The 25,573-nt window shown below is 64.9% G+C and carries 21 protein-coding genes; 9 read left to right on the top strand and 12 right to left on the bottom strand.

Features of this window, described 5'->3' with window-relative positions; genetic code table 11:
* Window positions 1-98 precede the first annotated feature (98 nt).
* The 3 genes from AAV94_RS14040 to AAV94_RS14030 all read left to right on the top strand — a co-directional run bounded on the left by AAV94_RS14040 (window position 99) and on the right by AAV94_RS14030 (window position 2,393).
* Complete coding sequence (locus tag AAV94_RS14040) at window positions 99-479, top strand: response regulator (RefSeq protein WP_046742822.1); 381 nt, start codon at window positions 99-101, stop codon at window positions 477-479.
* A 166-nt stretch (window positions 480-645) separates the two neighbouring features.
* On the top strand, window positions 646-1,467 hold the full coding sequence (locus AAV94_RS14035) for an NAD-dependent epimerase/dehydratase family protein (RefSeq protein ID WP_046742821.1): 822 nt from the start codon (window positions 646-648) through the stop codon (window positions 1,465-1,467).
* Between the two features lie 20 nt (window positions 1,468-1,487).
* Window positions 1,488-2,393: an SMP-30/gluconolactonase/LRE family protein gene (locus AAV94_RS14030; RefSeq protein ID WP_197408076.1), complete on the top strand. Its 906-nt coding sequence runs from the start codon at window positions 1,488-1,490 to the stop codon at window positions 2,391-2,393.
* A gap of 91 nt (window positions 2,394-2,484) precedes the next feature.
* Here AAV94_RS14030 and AAV94_RS14490 read toward each other — a convergent pair whose 3' ends face one another.
* From AAV94_RS14490 to AAV94_RS13990, 7 genes are all read right to left on the bottom strand, one after another.
* Entirely contained in the window at window positions 2,485-3,501 is a 1,017-nt protein-coding gene (locus AAV94_RS14490) for a porin (RefSeq protein ID WP_197408075.1), read from the bottom strand.
* 197 nt (window positions 3,502-3,698) lie between these two features.
* Window positions 3,699-4,466, bottom strand: a complete 768-nt coding sequence (locus tag AAV94_RS14015) for an ABC transporter ATP-binding protein (protein WP_046742884.1) — start codon at window positions 4,464-4,466, stop codon at window positions 3,699-3,701.
* 50 nt (window positions 4,467-4,516) lie between these two features.
* Window positions 4,517-5,407, bottom strand: coding sequence for an ABC transporter ATP-binding protein (locus AAV94_RS14010; protein ID WP_046742818.1), 891 nt, complete (start codon window positions 5,405-5,407; stop codon window positions 4,517-4,519).
* A gap of 41 nt (window positions 5,408-5,448) precedes the next feature.
* Window positions 5,449-6,360: an ABC transporter permease gene (locus tag AAV94_RS14005; protein ID WP_046742817.1), complete on the bottom strand. Its 912-nt coding sequence runs from the start codon at window positions 6,358-6,360 to the stop codon at window positions 5,449-5,451.
* Between the two features lie 25 nt (window positions 6,361-6,385).
* Window positions 6,386-7,432 carry an ABC transporter permease gene (locus AAV94_RS14000; RefSeq protein WP_046742816.1) on the bottom strand — a complete coding sequence of 349 codons (1,047 nt, stop codon included), beginning with the start codon at window positions 7,430-7,432 and terminating at the stop codon, window positions 6,386-6,388.
* 118 nt (window positions 7,433-7,550) lie between these two features.
* Window positions 7,551-9,215 carry an ABC transporter substrate-binding protein gene (locus tag AAV94_RS13995; RefSeq protein ID WP_084824951.1) on the bottom strand — a complete coding sequence of 555 codons (1,665 nt, stop codon included), beginning with the start codon at window positions 9,213-9,215 and terminating at the stop codon, window positions 7,551-7,553.
* 84 nt (window positions 9,216-9,299) lie between these two features.
* A complete protein-coding gene (locus AAV94_RS13990) occupies window positions 9,300-10,457 on the bottom strand; it encodes a mandelate racemase family protein (RefSeq protein WP_046742815.1) in 1,158 nt (385 codons plus the stop codon).
* Window positions 10,458-10,707: 250 nt separating this feature from the next.
* On the opposite strand from AAV94_RS13990, the gene AAV94_RS13985 reads away from it, so the two are divergent.
* Window positions 10,708-11,430, top strand: a complete 723-nt coding sequence (locus AAV94_RS13985) for a FadR/GntR family transcriptional regulator (RefSeq protein ID WP_046742814.1) — start codon at window positions 10,708-10,710, stop codon at window positions 11,428-11,430.
* 54 nt (window positions 11,431-11,484) lie between these two features.
* Here AAV94_RS13985 and AAV94_RS13980 read toward each other — a convergent pair whose 3' ends face one another.
* Together AAV94_RS13980 and copM are read right to left on the bottom strand one after the other, a co-directional pair.
* Window positions 11,485-13,536, bottom strand: coding sequence for an ATP-dependent helicase (locus tag AAV94_RS13980; RefSeq protein WP_046742813.1), 2,052 nt, complete (start codon window positions 13,534-13,536; stop codon window positions 11,485-11,487).
* A gap of 170 nt (window positions 13,537-13,706) precedes the next feature.
* Complete coding sequence (gene copM, locus AAV94_RS13975; RefSeq protein WP_046742812.1) at window positions 13,707-14,105, bottom strand: CopM family metallochaperone; 399 nt, start codon at window positions 14,103-14,105, stop codon at window positions 13,707-13,709.
* Window positions 14,106-14,508: 403 nt separating this feature from the next.
* On the opposite strand from copM, the gene recC reads away from it, so the two are divergent.
* The gene (recC, locus tag AAV94_RS13970) at window positions 14,509-18,081 is read left to right on the top strand and encodes an exodeoxyribonuclease V subunit gamma (protein ID WP_052755072.1); all 3,573 of its coding nucleotides are present in this window, start codon (window positions 14,509-14,511) and stop codon (window positions 18,079-18,081) included.
* Here the strand turns inward: recC and AAV94_RS13965 are convergent.
* Complete coding sequence (locus AAV94_RS13965) at window positions 18,078-18,980, bottom strand: LysR family transcriptional regulator (RefSeq protein WP_046742811.1); 903 nt, start codon at window positions 18,978-18,980, stop codon at window positions 18,078-18,080. The genes recC and AAV94_RS13965 overlap by 4 nt on opposite strands.
* Before the next feature lie 76 nt (window positions 18,981-19,056).
* Between AAV94_RS13965 and AAV94_RS13960 the strand changes: the two genes are divergently transcribed.
* On the top strand, window positions 19,057-19,521 hold the full coding sequence (locus AAV94_RS13960) for a CidA/LrgA family protein (protein WP_084824949.1): 465 nt from the start codon (window positions 19,057-19,059) through the stop codon (window positions 19,519-19,521).
* A complete protein-coding gene (locus tag AAV94_RS13955) occupies window positions 19,518-20,243 on the top strand; it encodes an LrgB family protein (protein ID WP_046742810.1) in 726 nt (241 codons plus the stop codon). The genes AAV94_RS13960 and AAV94_RS13955 overlap by 4 nt, the downstream gene beginning before the upstream one ends.
* A 3-nt stretch (window positions 20,244-20,246) precedes the next feature.
* Here the strand turns inward: AAV94_RS13955 and AAV94_RS13950 are convergent, their stop codons facing one another.
* Together AAV94_RS13950 and AAV94_RS13945 are read right to left on the bottom strand one after the other, a co-directional pair.
* Entirely contained in the window at window positions 20,247-20,999 is a 753-nt protein-coding gene (locus tag AAV94_RS13950) for an SIMPL domain-containing protein (RefSeq protein ID WP_156454457.1), read from the bottom strand.
* Window positions 21,000-21,061: 62 nt separating this feature from the next.
* The gene (locus tag AAV94_RS13945) at window positions 21,062-22,690 is read right to left on the bottom strand and encodes a peptide chain release factor 3 (protein WP_046742808.1); all 1,629 of its coding nucleotides are present in this window, start codon (window positions 22,688-22,690) and stop codon (window positions 21,062-21,064) included.
* A gap of 230 nt (window positions 22,691-22,920) precedes the next feature.
* Between AAV94_RS13945 and AAV94_RS13940 the strand changes: the two genes are divergently transcribed.
* Together AAV94_RS13940 and AAV94_RS13935 are read left to right on the top strand one after the other, a co-directional pair.
* Window positions 22,921-24,153, top strand: a complete 1,233-nt coding sequence (locus AAV94_RS13940; protein ID WP_156454456.1) for an ABC transporter substrate-binding protein — start codon at window positions 22,921-22,923, stop codon at window positions 24,151-24,153.
* 240 nt (window positions 24,154-24,393) lie between these two features.
* A complete protein-coding gene (locus AAV94_RS13935; protein WP_046742807.1) occupies window positions 24,394-25,560 on the top strand; it encodes a benzoate/H(+) symporter BenE family transporter in 1,167 nt (388 codons plus the stop codon).
* The last annotated feature ends 13 nt before the right edge of the window (window positions 25,561-25,573 follow it).

Below are 25,573 nucleotides of genomic sequence, written 5' to 3'. Positions count from 1 at the left end.
TTATGCCTGTTTGTCTCGACACCCCTTCAGACCGGGTACAGCCCGCCAGAATGCTTTGCGCCTTCTGCATTGCGTCCCCTCTTTCGCGGAAGTAAGCCATGGATCGCATCCCAGCCTTTCTCATTGAGGATCGCGCCACCATTCGCGAGAATCTGACTGCCACCCTGGAAGAACTGACGCCGGTGTATGTAGTAGGCCATGCCGCTTCCGAAGCAGAAGCGCTGGAGTGGCTCAGAGCCAACCCGTCGGAATGGACCCTGCTCATCGTCGACATCTTCCTCAAGAGCGGCAGCGGACTGGGCGTGTTGGCGAAGATGCCGCCGCCGTCCGATGGGCAGCATGCCGTCATATTGAGTAACTACATCACGGAAGAAATTCGTGAGCAGGGCAGCCAACTGGGTGTTGCTGCGGTCTTCGACAAGTCCAACGACATCGAGAACCTCATTGACTTCTGCAACGCCATGCCCACCGCGGCCTAATCGCCGTCGCTACAACAATCCCGAGCCCGCGCCATGCGCGGGCTTTTCGCATGGCAGGCAGTGCACGCCCGCAAAGCGGCTCTCAACTCGGTCCATGATATATGATGGCATCATTAAAAATAATTAGTCATAATATATCTAACGCAATGACTGGATGGAGACACCAATGGCGCACAACAAATCACATGCAACATTCGGGCGGCTGCTTCTCACTGGGGCGGCTGGCGGCTTGGGCCAGCAACTGCGACCGCGCCTGGCCAAATACGCGCGCCATGTGCGCCTGAGTGACATTGCTGATCTGGCACCGGCCAGCGGCCCCCATGAGGAGCTTTTTCAGACCCGCTTGGAAGACAGTCAGGCCATGCTTGCCCTGCTTGAAGGCGTGGATGCCGTCATCCACCTTGGCGGTATTTCCGTGGAGCGGCCATTCGACGAGATCTTGCAGGCCAACATCGTGGGGGTATACAACCTCTACGAAGCCGTGCGTCGGCAGGGCGTGCGCAGGGTGGTATTCGCCAGCTCGAACCATGTCACCGGTTTTTACCGCCAGGATGAGGTGATCGACACGAAAGCGCCGCCCCGCCCGGACGGGCTATACGGCGTCAGCAAGGCCTTTGGCGAGAACCTCGCACAGTTCTATTACGACCGTTACGGCGTCGAGACCGTCAGCATTCGCATTGGGTCGTCATTCCCCGTGCCGCGCGACGCACGCATGCTGGCGACCTGGCTGAGCTACGACGACCTGGAGCGACTGGTGGCCAGGGCATTGCTGGCCCCGGTGGTCGGGCATACCGTCATCTATGGCGTCTCCGCCAACACCGTCAAGTGGTGGGACAACCGCCACGCCGCGCACCTGGGCTATGTCGCGCAGGACTGCTCCGAGCCCTTCCGAGAGGAAGTGATGGCGCAGCAAGTCCCCCTGGATCCGCAGGATCCCGCCAGCTATGCCCAGGGCGGCGCGTTCGTGCGCGCCGGCCCGTTCGAGTAACTCTGCGTACGGAGAGCCGCATGCGCCACGCCACACTGCACGCCGAACTGCTGGTGCACACCCACGACACCGTCGGCGAAAGCCCTGTCTGGGATCCGGTCGGCAACTGCTTGTACTGGACTGACATCGACGCCAGCCGCGTGCACCGGCTGGACTGGAACAGCCAGACCGTGCGCACCTGGACCACGCCTGAGAAGGTGGGCTGCATTGGCCTGCACGCACACGGCGGACTGGTAGCAGGCATGGTCACCCAGATTGCACATCTGGCCCTGCCGGAGACCGACAACGCGCCCGCGACGCTGCAAGCAGTGATTCATACCTGCACGCATGCGCAGGCGCAGATGCGCTGCAATGACGGACGGGTGGACCGCCAGGGGCGCTTCTGGTCCACCACCATGGTCATGAACATGGGACTGGCCGCACCGGCGGGCCAACTGCTGGTCACCACCGCGGGCCAGACACGCCAGGTCTGGCAGGGCCTGGTTACCCCCAATGGCACGGCCTTCAGCCCGGACGGGCAGACGCTGTACCTGTCCGACTCCCACCCTTCGGTGCAGAAGGTCTGGGCCTTTGATGTGGCGGCCGATGGCAGCCTGCACAACCAGCGCCTGTTCATCGATATGCAGCCCATGCCAGGACGGCCCGATGGCGCTGCCGTGGATGCCGATGGCTGCTACTGGATCTGCGGCAACGATGCTGGCGTGGTCTACCGCTTCACCCCGGATGGCCGGCTCGACCGCAGCGTCAGTGTGCCGGTGGACAAGCCCGCCATGTGTGCGTTTGCCGGCCCCCGGCTGGACACGCTGGTGATCACCTCCATCCGGCCAGCCCAGCCGCCCGGCGGGCAGGAGGCTCTCGCTGGTGCCGTATTTGCCGTGGTGCCTGGCGTGACAGGCTTGCCGGAAGCCTGCTACCGGGCAGAATAGGCCTGCCGCGGCAGCGGCCATCCTTGCGCCGCGATTGCAGCACGGAGTCCCGGCATTGCGCCGATGGCGATGCCGGGCCTGTTGGTGCGCGTCAGAAATTCTTGCGCAAGGCGATCTCGGCGCCAGTGCCGGTGCGTCTGTTCTCACCGGTGCGCTGATAGCGGTCATGCAGCAGTGAAAGATTGATCAGCGTCAGCTTGCTCAATGGATACTCGTAACCCACGCCGATGCGGTGGCGCTGTGCATCGGCGCTGCGATCCACGCCATTCATGGTGTCCTGCATGCTGGCTTGATACGATGTGCGCAACTCGCCGATGCCAAGCGGCACCGCCGCGCCCACCGTATAGGTCGTGGCAGTTCCCCGATCGGTGGGGGCGATGTCCCAGCTGTGCGCAGCGATGCCGTAGAGTTTGAGCGGCTTGGTTCGGTAGCTGAAGGCCAGGCTGGCAGTTTGCCAGTCATCGGCTGCCCCGCTCGCCGTGGCAGCACGGGCGTCCTGCTGCCACGCGACGGAGAACAGCCATGCGCCCCGACCATACTCGCCCTGCAGGCCATACGCGTCCTTCTCGCCTTCTCCATCGCGACTTGAGTAGGCAGCCATGAAGCGAAATCCATGGATATCGGCCGAGCGCAGCGCCAAAGTTTTGTCCCACTTATCGACCTGCGCAGCGCCACGTCCGCCCATGCCAGCCAGGGTATTGCCATCGAATGCCTCGAAGCGTCCTCCCGCGCCGCGCTCGTTGATGGGGCTGCTCATGCGGCCCAGACGCAGGTCGCCCACGCCCTCCTTGGCCAGCCCGACCCAGGATTTATCCTTGAAGTAACGATCGCTGTCCTGCGCACCCGTGGGGCCGAAAAAGCGATGTTCCAACTGAAAGAATGCACGCAACCCGCTGCCAAGCTCTTCCTGGCCCCGGAAACCCAGCCTGCCGCGTGAACTGTCGGCGACTTGCGTGACACGTTCGTTATTGGCCGAGCGCACGTCCTTCATGCTGCGCACGCCGATGTCAATGCGCCCGTAGATGTGTGCGGAGGATTGCGCGTAGGCCTGCGCCAAGGGGGCCAGCGCCATCGCAAGAGCGCAGCCGCGTAGTGCATGGTGAATCATGGTTTGTCTCCTGGTGAAGCCGTTGTCATGGTCTGTCGGCCTTTCTCTGGGCATGGCTTCGCCCTGGCTCTTGGAATGCGCCAATGCCAACGGCGAGGGGGTGGAAGCGGCATGCAGCGGCGTACCGCCCCTGTCGCACCAGGGGCGCAGTCGTTGCAAAAGCCGCGGGGGATGCCGGCTGTGCAGCCGGCCAGTCGCTAGGCTGCGGCGGGCGCAGCTTGGCGGCTGTAGCTCAGGCTGGCGTGTACCAGCATCTGTGTGTAGGGATGGCGGGGCGTGCCGTCGATCAGGCTTTGCGTGGGCAGCGTCTCGACGATCTGGCCTGCCTGCATCACGGCAAGACGATCACACAGCTGTGCGACCACGCCCAGGTCGTGGGTCACCAGCAGATAGGTCAGCCCCTCCTTCTGCCGCAAGTCAGCCAGAAGATTGAGGATTTCCGCCTGCACCGAGACGTCCAGGGCCGATGTCGGCTCATCAAGCAGCAGCACACGCGGCTGCAACACGAGCGCTCGTGCAATCGCCACACGCTGGCGTTGCCCGCCGGAGAGCTGGTGCGGGAAACGATCACGGAAATCCGGACTGAGCCCCACCTTGATGAGGGCTTCATCAATACGGACATGACGTTGATCGCGCCGGTGGATGAGCAGGGGCTCGGCCAGCGCCCGCGCCACGGTCTGACGCGGGTGCAGCGAACCATAAGGATCCTGGAACACCATCTGCACCAGCTCACTGCGCGCGAAATCCAACGCCCGCCCTACCGGTTTTCCGGCAATGGCTAGCTCGCCTTGCCAGTGAGTAAGCAGTCCCGCCAGGCAGCGCAAGACGGTCGTTTTGCCCGAGCCGGATTCACCCACCAGCCCGAACGATTCCCCTTGCGCAACGCTGAAGCTGACGTCCTTGAGCACATGCGTTGCCTTGGCACCCTGGCCGAAATGCAAATTGAGCTGACGCACATCAATCATGGCGGAACCCGTAATGGCAGCCGCATCGGCGGCAGCGTTCACTGATGCATTCATGCCGCCACCCCCAACATCTCATCGCTCGTCCATGCGGGGTCTCGCTGCAGCGTGGGCAAACGCGGCTGACGCCGGTCAACACGCGGCAAGGCAGCCAGCAACCCTTGCGTGTAGGGATGGCGGGCGTTATCCAGTTCCGCTGCGGCGATGGTCTCCACGATGCGTCCGGCATACATCACCAGCACGCGGTCGCAGAAGTTGCGCACCAGGTTCAGGTCGTGGCTGATGAAGATCAGTCCCATGCCATGATCGCTTACCAGCGTGTCCAGCGTGTGGAGAATCTGCTGCCGCACCGAGACATCCAGCGCCGAGGTAGGCTCGTCGGCAATGATGACCTGCGGACGCGTGATCATCATCATCGCAATCATCACGCGCTGGCCCATTCCGCCGGAAACTTCATGGGGATACAGGTCATACACGCGCTCAGGATCGCGGATCTGCACCGTGCGCAGCATCGCGATGGCACGCCGCCTGGCCTCGGCACGGCTGATGGCATGGTGGACCAGATAGGCCTCGGCGACCTGCTCCCCGACCTTGACGACCGGGTTGAGCGAGTACTTCGGGTCCTGCAAAATCATCGAAATGCGTTCGCCACGCACCGCCTGCATCTGCCTGTCACTGAGCGCCAGCAGATCGTCGCCAGCGAGGCGGCAGCAATCGGCGGTTATCCGCGCAGTCTTGGGGTGCAGGCGCAAGATGGCCCGGCCAACCGTTGACTTGCCCGACCCAGACTCGCCGACAATGGCCAGCTTCTCGCGGCCAAGGTCGAAGGACACGCCGCGCACCGCATGCACGGGGCCATCGTCGCCTGCGAACACAACGTTCAGATTGCGCACTTGCAGCAACACATCATCGGCAGAGGAAGGAAATTGCGCACTTGCTTGCATGGTGTTGTCTCCGTAATTGTCTTTTGTGGGTGGGCACAGGGTCAGGCGCGGGGGTCGAGCACGTCGCGCAAGCCGTCGCCCAGCAGGTTGAACGCCAGACTGACCAGCAGGATGGCGCCGCCCGGCACGGCCACCAACCACCAGCATTCCAGCATGTAGTTGCGGCCCGTGGAGATCATGGCGCCCCACTCAGGATGCGGCGGCTGCGCGCCCAGGCCCAGAAAGCCCAGCCCGGCTGCCGTCAGAATCACTCCGGCCATATTCATGGACAGGCGTACCACCACCGATGTCAGGCACAGCGGGGCAATGTGCCAGGCGATGATGCGCAGCGACGATGCGCCCTGCAGCCGCACTGCCTGGATGAAATCGGCGTTGCGCAGCGACAGCGTCTCCGCACGCGCCAGCCGCGCAATCGGTGGCCACGACGTCAGGGCAATGGCAAGAATCGCATGCTCAAGCCCCGGCCCCATCGCCGCCACAAAGGCCAGCGCCATGATCAGGCTGGGAAACGAGATGAAGATGTCGGTAATGCGCATGATCACCGACTCCACAATCCCCCCGTAATAACCGGCGATAACGCCAATGGCCAGGCCAATCGGGCCAACCACGATGGCCACCAGCGTGATCACGTACAACGTGATGCGCGCGCCGTACACCAGCCTGCTGAACACGTCGCGTCCGTACTCATCGGTGCCGAACCAGTGCTCGGCGCTGGGCGGCCTGAACGCATTGAGCAGGTTCTGCTCAAGCGGGTTGTGCGTGGCAATCCAGGGCGCAAAGATGGCCACCACGATCAGTGCCAGCACCACGTAAAGACCAGCCATGGCCAGACCGTTGCGGCGCAGCTTGCGCAGCGACTGCACCACCGGATGCGCGCGCAGTCTGCTCCAGCTGGAGCGGACGCTGACCGCATGCCTGCCTGTCAGCGAAGTTGAGGGAGAGGATGTTGTCATGGTCAGTCCTTGTCCATGCGGGTTGTCAACGGGTGCGAGGATCGAACACGCGGTAGAGCGCATCCGAGAGCAGATTCAGACCAATGAAGATCAGCCCAATGACGAGCACACTGCCCATCACCGCATTCATGTCGCCGATCAGCAGGCCATCGGTGAGATAGCGGCCAAAGCCCGGCCAGGCGAACACCGTCTCGATCAACACGGCCCCTTCGAGCAGGTTGCCATACGCCAGTGCAACGATGGTCAGCAACTGCACCAGGATGTTGCGAAAGGCGTGCTTCCAGACTACCTGGGTCTCCGACAGCCCCTTGACGCGGGCAGTCAGCACATACTCCTGCGACAGCTGCGCGAGCATGAAGCTGCGCGTCATGCGCGCGATGTAGGCCATCGAATTCAGGCCAAGGATGGCCGCAGGCAGGACCAGATGGTTCAGCGCGCTGCGAAAGGCTGGCCAGTTGCCCTCCAGCAGCGCATCGATCAGCAGCAGTCCGGTGCGGCGCTCGACCAGGCCATCGAAGCTCAGGGCCACGCGGCCAATTCCTCCCACCCAGTCGAGCCAGGCGTAGAACACCAGCAGCCCCATCATCCCGAGCCAGAATACCGGCATGGAATAGCCAATCAGGCTGAGCACACGCACCACCTGGTCCTGCCACTTGCCCTGGTGGGTTGCCGCGTAGACACCCAGCGGCACGCCCAGCAGCGTGCCCAGCACGATGGCGGCACTGGCCAGCTCCAGCGTGGCAGGGAACACCCGCGCAATGTCCGCTGCCACGGCATTGCCGGTGAGAATGGACACACCCAGATCGCCCTGCATCAGATCGCGCAGATAGTAGAAAAACTGCATCAGCAACGGCTGGTCCAGCCCCAGCTGCTGGTAGACCTGGTCATAGGTGGACTGGTCGGCGTCGGGGCCGACGATCGCCAGCACCGGATCCAACGGCATGACACGACCAATCATGAATGTCAGGGCCAGCAGCCCCAACAGGGTCAGTGCGACGGACGCGAGCTTGCGCAGAAAGGCATGAAGGCGGCCTGTGCCTGCCAGGGGCGAAGTTGCAGCATGGGTGGTCATGGTGCGCTATGGTGGTGTGGTGGTGGACTGCACCGCCCAGGCTGTGCAGCGAAAAAAATCGAATAAGACCGTGCGTGACGCGGCGTTTCCGGGGCATGCCACGCACTGGCGGCGGATTTCAGCGTTCCTTGTAGACGCCGTGGTAGCGCGTGGTCGCCGCAGGATGTCCCTGGTAATTGCGGATGTCACGCGTGCGCACGACGGTGTCCTGCATCTGCGAAATGGGAAAGATCGCCCCCACTTCTTCGTCATAGATGCGCTGGATTTCCTGATAGATCGCCAGTTGCCGATCCGCGTCGATCTCGACCACGGCCTGTTCAATCAAGGCGTTGATCCGCGGGCTCTGGAAACCGGTGCGCCAGCCCTGGAAGTTGGTCAGGCGAGCCTCGTCGCGGTTGTCCGGGTTGTAGACCAGCGAGCGCAGGCTGGAGTGCGGATGCGGCTCCGCACCGCCTCCGCCTCTGCCGACGATGATGTCGAACTGCCGCTCACGCATCGCGCCATAGACCTGGTTGCCCGTGCCCGGCAGAATGCTGGCGCGGATGCCTGCCTGGGCCAGCGTGGACTGCAGGCTGGTGGCAATGTTGATGAAGGGCGACTCGGCCAGCACGCGGATGGTGGTATCGAAACCCTCCGGATAGCCGGCTTGCGCCAGCAGCGCGCGGGCCTTGGCGACATCCAGCTTGTAACCCGGCTGCGGCAGCGTCGCAGGCAGGCCCAGCGGCACGGGGCGCTGGTGCAGCACGCCGTAGTGGGGCATGATGGTGCGGTTGATGCCGTCGTAGTCGATCAGCGCACGCACGGCCTGGCGCACTTGGCGGTCGGCAAACGGTGGTGTCTTCGCATTAACGGCCACGTAGTAGACCGTGCCGCGCTGCACGGATTGCGTCACAAGGCGCGGGTCGCCCTGCAGCGCCGTAATGTCCGCCGGGGACATGCCCGTGGCAATGTCGATATCCCCGCGCTCGATCATCAGCCGCAATGCCTGCGATTCCGTCATGTGACGCATGACCACACGCTGCAGCTTCGCCGGCCCCGCCCAGTAATCGGGATTGCGACGCATCAGCAGTACATCCTTGGCGCGCCACTCATCCAGCGTGAAAGCCCCCGAGCCTGCCGCACGGGTAGTCAGCCAGGCGCGCCCCCAGTCGTCATTGCGCGCGTGCTGCTGCACCAGCTGGCGGTCCAGCACGGCGGCGCTGACGCTGGTCGCGAGCGTATAAAGAATCAGCTTGGGATCCGTTGGCTCCGGCAGGCGAATCTGCACGATGTAGGGCTCAGGGGCCGTGATCAGATCGCTGACGTTATCGGCGGTAAAGCCATAACTCTTCCACGCCGTTGCCAACGCCATGTTCAGCTTCAGCACGCGCTGCAGCGACCACGCTACGTCCTCGGCGGTGAGCGTATTGCCAGAGTGAAACCGCACGCCCTGACGGATATGAAAGCGCAGCTGCCGGCCATCTTCAGCGATGCTCCAGCGCTCGGCCAGAGCGGGCCGCACGCGGGTCAGGTCGCTGGCGTCGAGCTCCACCAGGAAATCGTAGAGGTTGGCAATGATCTCCACCACGTCATTGCCGGTGGCTGCGGCCGGATCGAGCGAGAGCACATTGTTCATGCTCTTGCCGATGATGAGCTGATCGACAGGCGTTTGCGCCTGCACGGCTGCAGCTGGCGTAATGGCTAGCGCCACTGCGGCTGCAACACTGGCCAGCGCATGCCGGACTGTGCGTGCGTGCTGCCAGCCAGCCGTCAGCCTACTGATGGGGGATGGAAAAGATCGCATCACTATGTCTCCTTGTCGTGGCGCACTGGCGGTTCTGCTGCCGCCTTGCTCGCCCAATCTGTGCCTGCCTTCGCTGGCCAGGCGCTAATAGGTCGCCACCGTATGCGCCTGCACGTAGTCCAGATTGATGTCCTCGCCCAGACCTGGCTGCTGCGACAGGTGCACGAAACCGTCGCTGTCCATCGGATCCCAGATGCGATGGAGATAGGCCGGTGGCTCGTCATAGTCGAGAAACGGGTGCAGCAGGCCACGCTCGTACCAGCGGCAGTTCTTGATGGCCGCCACACAGGTCAGGTTTGCCGCGCTGCTGCCATGCACCTCGCAGTCCATCCCGAACGACTCGGCCAGATGCGCCACCTTGAGCACCGGGCCGATGCCGCCCACACCCGGCACGCCCGCGCGCAAAATGTCGCAGGCCCCGTGGCGAACCCAGTCGGCACGCGTCCAGTGCTTGCCTGCGGCCGTCTCCGGTCCAAGAATGGGCACTGTCAGCTGCGCGGCCAGCCATGCGTACGAGGACATGCTCTGCTCACTCATCATTTCCTCGAACCATGTGAAGTTCAGCCGCTCCAGCGCACGTCCGATCTGCAGCGCCTCCATGCGGCTGTACCAGTGGTAGCCGTCAAGCATCAGCGCGATGTCGGGACCGACGGCCTCGCGCACCGCCTCGCAGGCGCGAATGTCCATCTCCACGCTGGGTGCAAAGGACACCGGAGGCATCCAGGTGTGCAGCTTGATCGCCTTGTAGCCGCGCGCAACCAGCTTGACGGCAAAGTCCGCGTATTCCTGCGGCGTCGACAGGCCACCTGGAAGTTCGTCGCCACACATGATGCTGCCGTAGGCCGGCACCTTGTCGCGGTAGCCACCGATGAGCTTGTAGACGGGCAGGCCGAGTTTCTTGCCGGCGAGGTCCCACAGCGCCTGGTCGAATGCGGCCAGAGCGCGCTCGGTCAACTGCCCGGCACTGCCGCGCTGCCAGTGCTCCAGCTCGTGCCAGAGACGCTCGCGATCCAACGGATCCTGACCCAGCAATACCTTGCGGCCGAAATGCTCCAGCACATAAGGCCGGATCACCTCCGCAGGCGCCAGCACCTGGCCCTGGGTGCCATCGTCGGCGGTGATCGTCAGCATGCCCATCTTGGCCTCACGCACGGTCTGACTGGGGTGCGAATGGCCCGCGCTGTCGGACTCTCGCCTGGAGGGGTAGGTAAAAACGGTGCCTTGGATATGCTCGATTTTCATAGATTCAGTGGCCAACGATGCCGTGAAGCACGCCAGCCCATAGTACGGGTTGACGACGCAATTCTGCAGTCATCATATGGGTTGGTCACTAGGGCAAACCCTTTGACAGCGCGCCTCTGCGCTACACGCAGGTACGTTTGCAGGGCTGCGCAGCAGACATGCCACCGTGCACCAGCAGCCGGTCATAGGATGGGTTGCCTCCTCGGGTGCCGTATGATCGGCTCGCCTATCGCCACATCCTGAGTGACTTATGAGCCGACGCGAAACCCTGACCGAGAAGACCACCCGGGTGCTTGCCGAAAACATCGCCAACGGCGTCTATCCGCTGGGCAGCCGCCTGCCCAGCGAGCAGGAGATGATCGAGACCTTCGGGGTCAGCCGCACCGTGGTCCGCGAGGCAATCGCCAACCTGCGCGCCAGCGGCAAGGTGGTCACCATGCCGGGCGTTGGCATCTTCGTGCGCGAGCAGGTGGAGCCAGCCATCGAGTCCTTTTCCATCCGCCCGGAAAGTCTGACCGCCGCCAAGGCCCTGCTGCGCGTGCTGGAGCTGCGCATTGCGCTGGAATCGGAAGCCGTGGCGCTGGCAGCCGAGCACCACAATGCCGCGCACATCAAGGACATGCGCAGCGCCATCCAGGACATGCTGCACGCGCTGGACAACGAGCAGGAGCCGTTCGAGGCGGACATGCGCTTTCACCGCACCATCGCGGAGGCGACCGGCAACCCTGAGTTCGTGCGCCTGTTCAGCTACATCGGCGGCCTGCTCATCCCGCGCGCGCAACTGCGCTCCAAGCGGCTTGAAGGCAAGGCCCTGGCGGCCTTGCGGCACCGCATGGAGCACGAGCATGAACACATCTGCTATGCGCTGGAGCGCCGCGACCCGGAGGCCGCACGCGCGCTGCTGCGGCTGCACCTTTCGAGCAGCCGCAAGCGGCTGACGGACGCCATCGCATCGCAGGCCGGCGACGCCTAGTCCCAGACTACATCGCCCTGGCCTGCGCGGGCACTGGCGAGCCGAAGGCCAGCGTCACGGCGCGTCAGCCGCATTGGTGGTCTGCGCGCGTTTGGCAAACTCCTCGCGCAGCGCGCGCAGCTTGGCGCGCGGGTCCTCCCGCGCAGTGTCGGCCGAGAGATGCATTTCCTCAATGAAGCGGCTGGGCTTGGCCGCCACCCAATCGCGCCCCTTCTTGCGCCGGCGCGCCCAGGTGACCGCCAACGTGCGCTGCGCGCGGGTGATGCCCACGTACATCAGGCGGCGCTCCTCCTCCAGGCGTGCCTGGTCGGGCGGACTGTCCTCGCCCTGCTGAAACGGCAGCACGCCTTCGTTGACTCCGGCCAGCACCACGTGCGGCCACTCCAGCCCCTTGGCCGCATGCAGGGTCGACAGCGTAACGACATTCTGCTCCTTCTCCTGCTCGGTCAAGGTCGACAGCAGCGCAATCGTCTGCGCCACTTCCAGCAGGCTCTTGGGCGTGCTGGCCAGCCCACCCGCGCCTTCGGAAGGGTCGGCATCACCTCCGGCGCGCTGGGCCATCCAGTCGCAGAACTCCTGCACATTGCCCCAGCGGGCCGTGGCCTGCGCTGCCGTGTCGGAATGGTCCAGCAGATAGTTCTCGAAGCCGATGTCCTGCAACCAGTCCTGTAGGAACTGGCGCGCCGCCTCGCGGCCCAGCGCATGGCGGGCGCGATACTGCAGATCGTTGACCTGCCGGCCGAACTCCTGCAAGCTGGCCAGGGCACGCGCGCTCAGGCGGGTTTCCAGCATCGGATTGAACAGCGCGCCAAACAGGCTGGAGCGCATCATCGTGGCGAAATCGCCCAGTTGCGCCAGGGTCTGGTGGCCGATGCCACGGCGCGGCGCGGCCACTGCGCGCAGGAATGCCGGGTCATCGTCCTCATTGCTCCAGAGCCGGAACCAGACGCACAGATCCTTGATCTCGGAGCGGTCGAAAAAGCTGGTGCCACCGGAGACCTTGTAGGGAATCTGCGCCTTGCGCAGCGCCTTCTCGAGCGGTTTGGCCTGGTGGTTGGCGCGGTAGAGGATCGCAAAGTCGCGCCACTCGGGCGGAGGGTTGCTGCTCGCGCGCAGCCCCTGCAGACGCGCCACCACGCGCTCGGCTTCATGCTCTTCCGAATCACAGTCGATCACACGCACCGGTTCGCCCTCACCCAGCTCTGAAAACAACGTCTTCGGGAACAGTTTGGGATTGGGGCCGATGACGTGGTTGGCCGCGCGCAGAATGGCGCTGGTCGAGCGGTAGTTCTGCTCCAGCTTGATGATGCGCAGCGCCGGGTAATCGATCGGCAGCTTCTTGAGATTGTCCAGCGTGGCGCCGCGCCAGCCGTAGATGGACTGGTCATCATCGCCCACCGCCGTGAAGTGGCCTTTCTCGCCCACCAGCAGCTTGAGCAGCTCGTACTGCGTAGCGTTGGTGTCCTGGTACTCATCGACGAGCACGTGGCCAAACCGCGCCTGCCATTTCTCGCGCACCTGTGGATGGCGCGCCAGCAGCGCCAGCGGCAGCCCCACCAGATCGTCGAAATCCACGCTCTGGTAGGCCGTCAGCCGCTCCTGATAGCGCTGCATCACCACAGCGGCAACCTTCTCCGCTTCATCGGCTGCAGCCTGCAGGGCCTGCTCGGCATTGAGCCCTTCGTTCTTCCAACGACTGATGGTCCATTGCCACTGGCGCGCCAACGCGCTGTCGGTCGTACCGCCACACTCCTTGAGGATGGACAGCACATCGTCGGCATCGAGAATGCTGAAGTTGGGCTTGAGGCCCAGCACCTGGCCGTCCTCGCGCACCATGCGCACGCCCAGCGCGTGGAAGGTGCAGATCACCACCTCACGCGCGGCCTTGCCAATCAGCCCGCGCGCACGCTCGCGCATCTCGGCCGCCGCCTTGTTGGTGAAAGTGATGGCCGCAATGCGCCCGGGCTGCAGTCCCTTCTCGATCAGATAGGCGATCTTGTGGGTGATCACCCGCGTCTTGCCCGAACCAGCGCCGGCCAGCACCAGCGAAGGCCCACCGATATGGTGAACGGCCTGGGTTTGGGCGAGATTGAGTCCTGCTGACATGAAGGCGCGATATCTCTTGAACCAGTGGCAAGAAAATGCCAATGGCCGCGCTGAGCGGCCATTGCGGAAAGATCCCGATCATAGCCGGTTGAACCGAGGCGATGCAGAGCTACCATCGCCTGTGCCGCACCGCACGCCCCCCGGCGCACAAGAAGATGGCCAACAGGTTCTCAGTGCGCATGCCCACTGGCGGGCACCGCTGCCTCATGCAGCGCATGCGGCGCATGGGTGGCAAGCCACGCACGCAAGACGCGAATTTCCGCCTCTTGTGCAGTGATGATCGCTTGCGCAAGTTCGCGCAAGGTCTCATCCTGGCCATGCTCCAGTTGGATGCGGGCCATCTCCACCGCACCTTCATGATGTGCAAGCATACCCGCTGCGAAGGCGACATCGGCATCGTCGTGTGCAATGCCATCCATCATGGCATCATGCATACGCCCCATTGACTGCGCATAAGCCTCGCGAGAAGACTGTGCCACGCCATCTCCCGCAGCGTGTGCCGCCGTGACAGACAGCGCCAGCAGCATGCTGGCGATCCACATAGTCCTGACTGGCGTGTAAATTGACATGGCTTCTCCTCGGTCGAATAGAAAACTGGTTGTGTTGCTTGCCGATGCCACTGCCATCGCAGGTGCCCGCGACGGCCCCTTGGCTTAGAACCTGTTTACGATCTTTGCCCGAAGCCGCATGACTGCGTCATGCCCTGCGGGTTGGAGCCGAAAAACGGCGTTTGCGGCGTTGCAAATCCTCGCCGGGCCACCAGCCCGACTGCGGTTTGCGCCTTGCAACCACCAGTTTCGGGCGCAATGGCCTTCGTGCAGAGATTGTAGACAGGTTCTTTAGACATGATAGCGAAACGCACGCCGGCCCCGTTACCTCAGACTTTCGTGGTTCTGCGATGCCCTCCATGCGTTCCATGCATGCCCGAGTAGTGCGTATAGTCACAGCGCCATCCCTTCACGAAAATGTCCCGTGTCTCAGAACATCAGCCCTGCCACTGACGCCTCCATCCTGCCCGGCATCGTCGCCATTCACAGCCACCGTACCGAGGCTCTGGCGGAAACCGTCGCGGGCTGGTTCAAGGCCTACCCGCTGGCACCGCTTGAGCCGGAAACCGTGCTGGTGCAAAGCAACGGCATGGCCGAATGGCTGAAGATGCAGCTGGCGCAGCAGCTGGGCGTGTGCGCGGCCGTTGCCACCGAACTGCCCAGCCGCTTTGCCTGGCGGCTGTACCGGCGCATCCTGGGACAGCAAAACGTGCCCTACCACACGCCACTGGACAAGCCTGACATGCTGTGGCGACTGATGCGGCTGCTGCCGCAGGCCATCGGGCCCGAACACGGCGCATCATCGCCATGGCGGCCGCTGCACGCGATGCTGGGTGCCAATCCGGCGCCCCTGGAGTGCTACAGGCTGGCGGTGCGCATTGCCGATCTGTTTGACCAGTACCAGGTCTACCGGCCTGACTGGCTGCTGGCGTGGGAGCAAGGCGAACTGACCCTGCGCGATGCGCTCGATCAAGACCACTCCTTGCCCGAGCAGATGCACTGGCAGGCGCTGCTGTGGCAGCGCTTGATGGCCACGCTGCAGGCTCCCGAGCGCGCGGCAACCCGCCCGCACCTGCATCTGCGCGCACTTGCGGCGCTGCGCGCTGGCGAGGCGGTGCAAACATTGCCGCGGCGCGTCGTGCTGTTTGGCATGGCCCACCTGCCGCTGCCCATTCTTGATCTGCTGTGCACGCTGGCGCTGCACAGCCAGGTGCTGCTGGCAATCCCCAACCCCTGCCAGATGTACTGGGGCGATGCCATTGACGGGCGCGAACTGTTTGCGAGGCTGCAGCGGCGCAGCACGGCATCGGGCCGCGCCGCAGCCGATCTGGCCGCCATCCCCTTGCACGCCATGCATGCGCATGCCAATCCGCTGCTGGTGCAGTGGGGCCGGCAGGTGCGCGACTTCCTGCGCCTGCTGGAGCACCGCGAAGCGCAGCTGGAAGCGCAGGGCCGCGCGCTGCCGCGCGTCGACCGATTTGACGATGGTCACCCGTCATCTCCGCCTAGCCTGCTGGCGCAGGTGCAGCAGCAAGTGCGCGATCTCGTGCCGCTGGGCGAACCCGCAACGCCTGCATCGCCACAGGATCGCAGCCTCTGCTTTCAGGTTGCGCACAGCCCGGTGCGCGAACTCGAAGCCCTGCACGACCACTTGTTGGATCTTCTCGCCGCACCCGACACGCTAGCGCCGCGTGACATCGTCGTGATGGTCCCCGACATCAGTGCCTACGCGCCGCTGATCCAGGCGGTGTTCGGACAGTACGGCCCTGACGATGCCCGCCACATCCCGTTTGCCGTCACCGATCTGGCCGCGCAGCAGGCCAGCGACGTCGTACAGGCCGTCGAATGGCTGGCGCGGCTGCCCGAGACGCGCGTCGGCCTCGCAGAGCTGTGCGACTGGCTGGCCGTGCCCGCCATCGCACGCCGCTTCGGCCTCGATGCCGAAGGCGTAGCCCAGCTGCAGCACTGGATGCAGGGCAGCGGCATTCGCTGGGGACTCGATGGCACGCATCGCGCCCAGCTCGGCGTTGCAGCGCTTGGCGAACAGAACACTGCATGGTTCGGGCTGGAGCGCATGCTGCTGGGCTACGCCAGCAACGCCCCCTGGCAGGGCACCGTGCCCTTTGAAGAAATCGGCGGTCTGGCCGCCAGCCACGTTGGCGCACTGGCAGCGCTGCTGCAACGCCTGCGCCACTGGCAACGGGTACTGACCACGCCTGCCACGCCAGTGGAGTGGGCCGCGCGCTGGCGCGCCATGCTGGCTGATTGCCTGCTGGCACGCGAGCCCGAGGAGCAGGCGGCGATGACGCTGCTGGAGAATGCCCTGGCCCAGTGGCTGGATGCCGCACTGGAGGCCGGATTCGCGCAGCCTCTGCCGCTGGCCGTGGCGCGCGATGCGTGGCTGGGCGCGCTGCAAGCGCCCGCGCCTACCCAGCGCTTCCACGCCGGCGGGGTGACATTCTGCACACTGCTGCCCATGCGCGCCATCCCGTTTCGCGTTGTCTGCCTGCTGGGCATGGACGACGGCGTCTACCCGCGCCAGAGCCCCCCCAACGACATGGACCTGATGCGCCTGCCGGGCATGTTCCGCCCCGGTGACCGCAGTCGCGGCCAGGACGATCGCCAGCTCATGCTGGAAGCGCTGCTATCGGCACGCGAGCAGCTGTTCATCAGCTGGGTCGGCAAAAGCGTGCGCGACAACAGCGCCCGCGCGCCGTCCGTGCTGGTGGCACAGCTGCGCGACTATCTGAGCGCGCGCTGGGGCAACGCACTGCTGCAGGCGCTGACCGTTGAACACCCGCTGCAGCCCTTCAACCCAGCCTACTTCCAGGCATCACGCGGCAAGCGCGCGCTGCACACCTGGGCCCGTGAATGGCATCCAGCCGCCGCCAGCGAACAAGCACAACCGTTCGCGCCAACGACTTTGGCGCCGCCGCAAGACACGCCCGAGCCACCGCCCCTGACGCTGGCGGAGATTGCGGCCATCTGGCGCAACCCGGCCGAGCAATGGTTTGCACGCCGCCTGCAGACGCGCTTTGCCCCTTTGCCACAGCTGTTGGACGATTGCGAACCCCTGCGCGTGCATGGACTGCAGCGCTGGCAAGCCTTTGACGCATTGCGCCAGGCCGTCGCGCCACGAATTACCCAGCCTGACGCCTCGTTGGCAGCGCTGCAATCACTGTGCGCGCGGCAGCTGCAACGGCTCGCTGCCAGCGGCGCGTTGCCCGCCGGCGCTGCTGCCGCACAGTTGCAGCAGCAGTGGCTGCAGGAGTGGCACTATGTGCTGGAGCACTGGCTCGCCACCCATCACAGCCACCCATTCGCCAGCCACCGCCCGCAGCTGCTGCAATGGCCTGCCGATGGCGCGCCCCGTATCGTGGACTGGGCGCCCACCCCCTGGCTGAGGCGGCACGCGCACGAGACGCAGGCGCTGCTGCTGCACGTGCTGCCCGGCAAGGTGCTGGGCTCGCGCAAGGGCGAAATCCGGCTGAAGTCGCTGCTGCAGACATGGCTGCAGGCCTTGCTGCTGGGCGCCGTGCAACCGGCAGAAGCGGGCGCAGGCAGCCAGCTGCGCATCATTGCCGTCGATGCCGTGTTGGACGCGACGCTACCGCCAAAGGCGCAGGCGCAGGAATGGCTGCAGCACATCGTCACGCTGGCGCATCGCTGCCAGCAACAGCCATTGCCCTTTGATTTCGTCACTGCCACGACATGGTGGCAGGCCATGCGCAAACAGAACGGCGATGATGCTGCGCGCCAGCAGGATGCGCTTGGCAAGGCGCGCCAAACCTACGACGGCGGACCCTACGAGGGCCAGGCGGCCCGCAACCCGGCATTGGCGCGCATCTGGCCGGACTTTGCAGCGCTACACGCGACCGGCCAGTTCGAGGCCGTCGCGCAGGCCATGCTGGAGCCACTGTACGCGTGGCTGGAACAGCACGTCACCATCACCGCACGCGAGGACACCGACGACCGCGCTGAACCGGCCCAACATTAGAGCTTCAGCACCTGCCGTGCAGGAAGCGCTTCCTGCGCCAATGTCAGCCAGGCCTGTGCCGCTGCCGACAACGTGCGTTGGCGCGGCCAGGCCAGTGCCAGCCGCCACCAGGTGCCCTGCGCCGGTGCCAGCGGCACGAAGCGGGTCTGGCGCTGGCGGTACTGCGGCACCATCAACTCGGGCAGAAACGCCACGCCATAGCCTGCCGCCACAAGCGCGACGACGAAGTCGACCTGCGCGCTGTGCGTGGCCTCGCGCGGAGTGAACCCCTGCGCGCGACAGGCATCGAGTAGCTGGGCGTTGAGTGCGAAGCCCGCCTCGTAGAAGATGAACGGCGTCTCGGCCAGCTCCGCAAGCGCAATCTCTGCGCGTTCGGCCAGCGGATGGTCCGCTGCCAGCACCGCCACCAGTCTGCTCTCCATCACGAACTGCGCCTGCAACGCAGCGGGCACCGGCAGCAAGGTCGCAGCCAGCTCGATGTCGCCCTGCACCAGCAGCGCTTCCAGCCGGTGACTGCCCTGCTCGACCAGTTCGATGTCAACCTGAGGATAGCGAGCGCGATAGGTCACGAACAGCGGCGCAAACAGGCTGGCACTGCCCAGCGGCGGCAGGCCCAGACGCAACACGCCGCGCTGCAGCCCTTGCAGCTGCGCCACCGCATCGCGCATCTGTTGCGCGTGCTCCAGCATGGCCAGCGCGTGCGCCAACACCACCTCGCCAGCGGCGGTCACCCGAACCGGACTGGTGCTGCGGTCAACCAGTACCGCCCCGACCTCCTCCTCAAGCTGATGCAATGCCTTGCTGACGGTCGATTGCGTGGCGTGGCAGGCGCGCGCAGCCGCGACGAAGCTTCCGGTACGCACGACCTGCACGAACATCTGTAAGAGGCGGAGACGCATGACTATTCCAGAAGAGAAACGACATTATGAATACTATTCGTTTTACGAATAGCCGGAGGCAGCGTATCTTTGTGCAATGCACCATGACGCTCCCGCCCCATCCGGCCGCCACCGCGATCAGCGTACCCTCTGGGCGCGGCTGCGCCTGCGCCCTGCCGTTCAGGTCGGGGCACTCATCGCGCTGTGGTGGCTGGCTGCGCGCCTGGCCGGATGGCTGGGTTTTGCGCAACTGGGCGGCGTGCTCGGCCTGTTTGCGTTGTGGCTGCTGCTGATCAATGGCTGGCTGCCACTGGCGTGGGTGCAACACGGCGCGCATTGGCTGATCCGCCACATGTTGCTGTTTTTCGTTCCTGCGGTGCTGGTCGTGCTTGATCACCGCGAGCTGCTGGGCTGGGTAGGCGTCAAACTCTTTACGGTGATCGTGCTGGGTACCGTCTGCGTGATGGCCTGCACTGCCCTGACGATCGAATGGTGTCTGCGCCTTGCACGCCATCGCGCCGCACGCAAACGGCTGCAGCGCCACATGCACAAAGCCTTATGACGTTGCCAACCCTATCCGTACAGGATCTGGCCCAGGCGGCACTGTGGACGGCGCTGACGCTGGGCATCTACGGCGTGGCCCGCCAGGGCTATGTGCGTCTGCCACGGTGGTGGACTTCGCCACTGTTGGTGGCGCCTCTGGGACTGATGGCGCTGATGCTGGCACTGCACGTGAGCTACCGCGAGTACATCCAGGGCACGCACTGGTTGGTGATGATGCTGGGGCCGGTGACGGTAGCATTTGCCGTGCCGATCTACGAGCAGCGCGCGCTGCTGCGCCGTTACTGGGCCGTACTGCTGCTGGGCGCGCTGGTGGGCAGCAGCGTCTCCTTGGCCAGTGCCTGGCTGCTGGCGCGCCAGCTGCACCTGTCGCAGGACTTGCAGCTGAGCCTGATGCCGCGCTCGGTCACGACACCCTTTGCCGTGACGGTATCCGACAAGCTGGGCGGACTGCCGGAACTGACCTCGGCCTTCGTCATCGCCACCGGCCTGTGCGGCGCGGCGCTGGGCAGCGGCCTGCTGCGCTACCTGAAGCTGCGCTCGGGCATTGCGCGCGGCGCGCTGTTCGGCATGGGCGCCCATGGCGCGGGCGTGGCCAAGGCACAGGAGCTGGGCGCGCAGGAAGGCACGGTGGCGGGGCTGGTCATGATTCTGGCGGGGCTGATGAATCTCGCCCTGCTGCCGCTGGTACAACTGCTGCTGCGCCTGACCTCAGCGGGCTGAAGCTCAGTCCTGCAGGGCAAAGACCACGCGCACCTTGGCGTGCACGGTGATCTTGCCTAGCAGATCGGGGCTGTCGTCCGCGGCGGCCGCCTCCGGCGCCGCGCCCCAGGCGTAGCGCTCGCCACCGTGGAACTGCCAGTGGACCGCGCCCTCCTCGATGCGCAGCGGCGCGCCGAGCTTCTGCCCCAAGGTGGCAGCCATGCGCGCGGCTTTCTCGCGCGCGGCAAGCAGGGCCTGCTCACGCGCCGCATCCTGGTGCTCCGCCAGCGCACTGCTGCCGTATTCCACCGCGTGCACGTAGTTCACGCCGGCCTGCAGGGCGGCAGCGACGACCGGCTCGACCTGGGAGGCCTGCGCCACGGTGACCGTGAATGCATTGCGGGTGACGTAGGTGACCAACCCCTGGCGCCGTGCCGGATCGCGGTAGCGCGGCATGACGCTGGCGCCATCGATGGCGATGGCATCCTCGGCGATACCCATTTGCTTGAGCGCGGTCATGGCGGCGACCACGATGGCCGCATTCTGGCGCTTGGACTGGGCAAGGTCACCGTCAACAGTCTCCACCCCCAGGGCTACGCGAATCCGATCGGGCAGGGTCTGGACCGTTGCCTGCCCGTCTACGGCAATCTGCGCTGGCACTGCCAGGATGCCCGGCGCGTGCAGCGCTTGCGTTGCCTCCTGGGCAAGTGCTGCCATCGCGCTGCCGCACAGCATGGCCAGCACAGTGGCTCGCAACAGAACGCGTGCACGCGGCATGGTTTCGGGCTCCTTGGAATCGGCAAACCTGTTCACAATCGCTCCATCTGTCACGCAGCCCGTCAACCGGTCTGCAGTTCCAGCCCGGCATGTTCGCGCAACGGATGGAACGTGATCTTGGGAAAACGCTCCTGCGCCAGCCGCACATCGTACGGCGACGTGCACATGTACGCCAGCGCATTGGCCGCATCGCGCGCCATGCGCATCGGGTAGGCGGCCTCGAACTTCTTGAGTTCCTCGGGCGATTCGGCGCTGATCCAGCGCGCACTGGTGAACTGGCTGGGCTCGAGCCGCACTTCGGCGTCGTACTCGGTCCTGAGGCGGTGTTGCACCACCTCGAATTGCAGCTGGCCCACCGCACCCAGCAGCATGTTGCCGCCGGCCTCGGGCTTGAACACCTGAATGGCACCCTCCTCGCCCAGCTGCTGCAGGCCCTGCTGCAGCTGCTTGGTGCGCAGCGGGTTCTTGAGCACGACAGTGCAGAACATTTCCGGAGCGAAAAACGGCAGCCCGGTGAACTGCAGGTTTACGCCATCGGTGACGGTGTCGCCCAGTTGTACGCCACCGTGCGTGGTAAAGCCGATGACATCGCCCGCGTAGGCCTCTTCCACCGCTTCACGGCGCTGGCTCATGAAGGTCACCACGCTGGTGGGCCGCAACTCCTTGCCCGTACGCTGCACCTTGAGTTTCATCCCTGGCGTATACCGGCCCGAGGCCACACGCACGAAGGCAATGCGATCGCGGTGGTTGGCATCCATATTGGCCTGCACCTTGAACACTACGCCGGAGAAATGTGGATCCTCCGGGCGCACAACGGTTTCCGTCACCTGTCCACTCTTTCCGACCAGACGGCTGACGCGCGGCCCGGGCGGTGGCGACATGTCGACCACCGCGTCCAGCACCTCCATCACGCCGAAGTTGTTGACGCCCGAGCCGAAGAACACCGGCGTGAGCTTGCCTGCGAGAAACGCCGCGTGGTCCCATTCGGCGGACGCGCCCTGGGCCAGTTCCATGGCTTCCAGCGCATCGTCAAACGTCTGACCGAAGCGGGCGCGCAGTTTGTCCGCCTCGGCCAGCGGGATGACTTCAAAGTCCTGCGGGCGCTTTTCCGAGCCGGGCGCAAACACCGTCATGCTCTGCGTGCGCAGGTTGATGATGCCGCCAAAGCGTTTGCCCTGCCCAACTGGCCAGGTAACCGGGCAGCAGGGCATGCCCAGCTCACGCTCGACCTCGTCGAGGATGTCCAGCGGATCGCGCACTTCGCGGTCCATCTTGTTGACGAAGGTGATGATGGGCGTGTCACGCTGGCGGCAGACCTCGATCAGCCGGCGCGTCTGCGACTCCACGCCGTTGGCCGCATCAATCACCATCAGGGCCGAATCCACCGCCGTCAGCACCCGGTAGGTGTCCTCCGAGAAGTCCTTGTGGCCGGGCGTGTCCAGCAGGTTGATGACATGGTCGCGGTAGCTCATCTGCATCACCGACGAGGCCACCGAGATGCCGCGCTGCTTCTCGATTTCCATCCAGTCCGAGGTGGCATGACGGCTGGCCTTGCGGCCCTTGACCGCCCCGGCGATCTGGATGGCACCGGAAAACAGCAGCAGCTTCTCGGTCAGCGTGGTCTTGCCCGCGTCCGGGTGGGAGATGATGGCAAACGTGCGCCTGCGGCGCGTTTCTTTTTCGTAGCTCACGGCAAGAGATCCAGCAGATTCGGGCAAACCTGCAATTCTACGTGCCACGCACTCCTGCCTTCCAACCCCAAGCGCGGCCACATCCCCAGTGCCACCCGACATGCGGGACAACCAGCATCTGCATTTGTGCCCATTGCTGCGGCCATACCGGCCCGCTAAGCTTGGCTGGCCGCCTGGCCCCTGCGTCAGCCGGTAGACCCACACAACTACGACACAGGAGACATTTCACCATGGCATACACCTTTATTCGCCGGTGCGCATTGGCGGCCGCCTGCACGCTGGCGCTGCAGGGCACTCTCGCGCAGACACCGGATCTCTCCGACGGACTGGTCAAGATCGGCGTGCTGACCGACATGTCCGGCCCCTACTCCGGCATGGGGGGTCCCGGCTCGGTGGTGGCCGCGCGCATGGCTATCGAGGACTGTCTCATGGCCGAGTGCAAGGGCATGCCGATCGAGCTGATCAGTGCCGACAACCAAAACAAGGCGGATATTGCCGCCTCCCGGGCGCGAGAGTGGCTGGATGTGCAGCAGGTCGATGCCCTGGTGGATCTGACCAATTCCGCCGGCGCGCTGGCCATTCAGCAGATCATCCGCGAGCGCGGCGGCATCGCGATGTATTCCGGCCCGGCCACCACCCGCCTGACCAACGAGGACTGCGCGCGCAACGGCTTTCACTGGATGTTCGACACCTACTCCCTATCAGCGGCGCCGGTGGCGGCCATGACGCAGGCTGGCGCCAGGAAATGGTTCTTCATCACGGTGGACTATGCCTTCGGCCATTCGCTCGAAAAGGACGCCAGCGCCATCATCGCCGCCAACGGCGGGCAGGTCGTCGGTGCGGTACGCCACCCGCTCAACGCCAGCGACTTTTCGTCGTTCCTGCTGCAGGCACAGTCCTCCGGCGCAGACGCCATTGCGCTGGCCAATGGCGCACAGGACACCGTCAATGCCATGAAGGGTGTCCACGAGTTTGGCATTGCCCATGGCGGTCAGCAGATCGCTGCGCTGCTGGTGTTTCTCACCGATGTCCATGCCATGGGCCTGGAAACTGCACAGGGCCTGAAGTTTTCCGAAGGCTTCTACTGGGATCTGGATGCGCGCACGCGTGCATTCGCCACCCGTTTCGCAGAGCGCCACCAGGGCAACATGCCCACAATGGTGCAGGCCGGGGTGTACTCCAGCACGCTGCACTACCTCAAGTCCGTGGCGGCAGCCGGCACGGACGACTGGCGGGCAGTGGCCGAGACCATGCGCGCACTGCCCATCGAGGATGCCGTCATGCGCAACGCTTCCATCCGCGACGATGGACGCGTCATCCACGACATGTATGTCTTCGAGGTAAAAACACCAGCCGAATCCAACGGGCCCTGGGACTATTACAAGCTGATCGACACCATCCCCGCCGAGAAAGCGTTCCAGCCGCTGGAGCAGTCGCGGTGCCCGCTGCTGACACAGCGGTAAGGCCAGTATCCCGCCCACGTCGCGTGAAACTGGCGCACAGCAAGCTGGGCTGCGTGCGCGGCGCAAGTTTGCGAACGCCAGGATCAGTTCGCTATGCCGGGAGCGAATGCGGCCGATAATTACCGCTTCGCTGACACGACTGCCCCCATGCGGAATGCAGCGCCGCGCATGCAATGTGGATGAGGATGCTGCACGCGCGGCATCGTTCACCGGGCCAGCCCGGGCATCACCCCTTGCATCATGACCAGATTCCTGAAGGACATGTCTGCCTCGGCCATCGCCGCAGGCTTCATCACCGTGCTGGTGGGCTATACCAGCTCTGCGGCCATCGTCTTTCAGGCGGCGCAGGCGCTGGGGGCCAGCCAGGCCGAGATTGCCTCATGGATGTGGGCACTGGGCATGGCCATGGGCGTGACCTGCATACTGCCGTCGCTGTGGCTGCGCATGCCGGTTGTCACAGCCTGGTCCACCCCCGGTGCGGCGATGCTGATGGGCACGACACTGGGATTGCCGATGGCCGAACTGATCGGTGCGTTCATGGTCTGTGCCGTGCTGATCGTGATCAGCGGCTTTACCGGCTGGTTCGAAAAGGCCATGAACCGCCTTCCGATGGCGCTGGCAGCCGGCATGCTCGCTGGCGTGCTGCTGCGCTTTGGCATCGACGCCTTCGCCGCGGTACAAACGCAGCCATTGCTGGTGCTGGCCATGCTGGCCGTCTACCTGGCCGGGCGAGTCTGGTTTGCCCGCTATGCCGTCATTGCCACGCTGGCCGTTGGCGTGGCGATTGCCGCCACCGGCGGCCAACTGCACTTCGAGCAGATCGGCTGGCAATGGCCACAGCCGGTCTTGACCTGGCCGCAGCTGTCGCTGCCTGCGCTGCTGAGCGTGGCGCTGCCTTTGTTCATCGTGACAATGACTTCGCAGAACATTCCCGGCGTGGCGGTTGCGCGCGCATCGGGCTATGCACTGCCGGTCTCGCCCGTGATCGGCTTTACCGGCGTGGTCAACTTGCTGCTGGCACCGTTTGGCGCCTATGCGATCAATCTGGCGGCCATCACGGCGGCCATCAGCATGGGGCGCGAGGCGCATGAAGATCCGCAGCGGCGCTACGTTGCCGCAGTGGCCGCCGGCGCGTTCTACCTGCTGGCGGGGCTGGCTGGCGGCATGGTGGTGGCACTGTTTGCCGCCTTTCCGCGCGAGCTCATCATGGCCATTGCCGGCATCGCCCTGTTGGGCACGATTGCCAGCAGCCTGCACACCGCGCTGCGTGACACGTCCAGCCGCGAGTCGGCGTTGATCGCCTTTCTCGTCACCGCTTCCGGCCTGACACTGGGCGGCATCGGCGCCGCATTCTGGGGGCTGGTGGCCGGCTGCATCGCGCTGGTGGTACTGCGCCAGCGTGACTGAGCAGCGTTCCTGC

Origin of the sequence: Lampropedia cohaerens, assembly GCF_001005215.1 — a bacterium.
GTDB classification, from domain to species: Bacteria; Pseudomonadota; Gammaproteobacteria; order Burkholderiales; family Burkholderiaceae_C; genus Lampropedia; species Lampropedia cohaerens.
The sequence above is the reverse complement of the archived record's forward strand: the minus strand, read 5'-3'. Positions and strand labels throughout refer to the sequence as shown.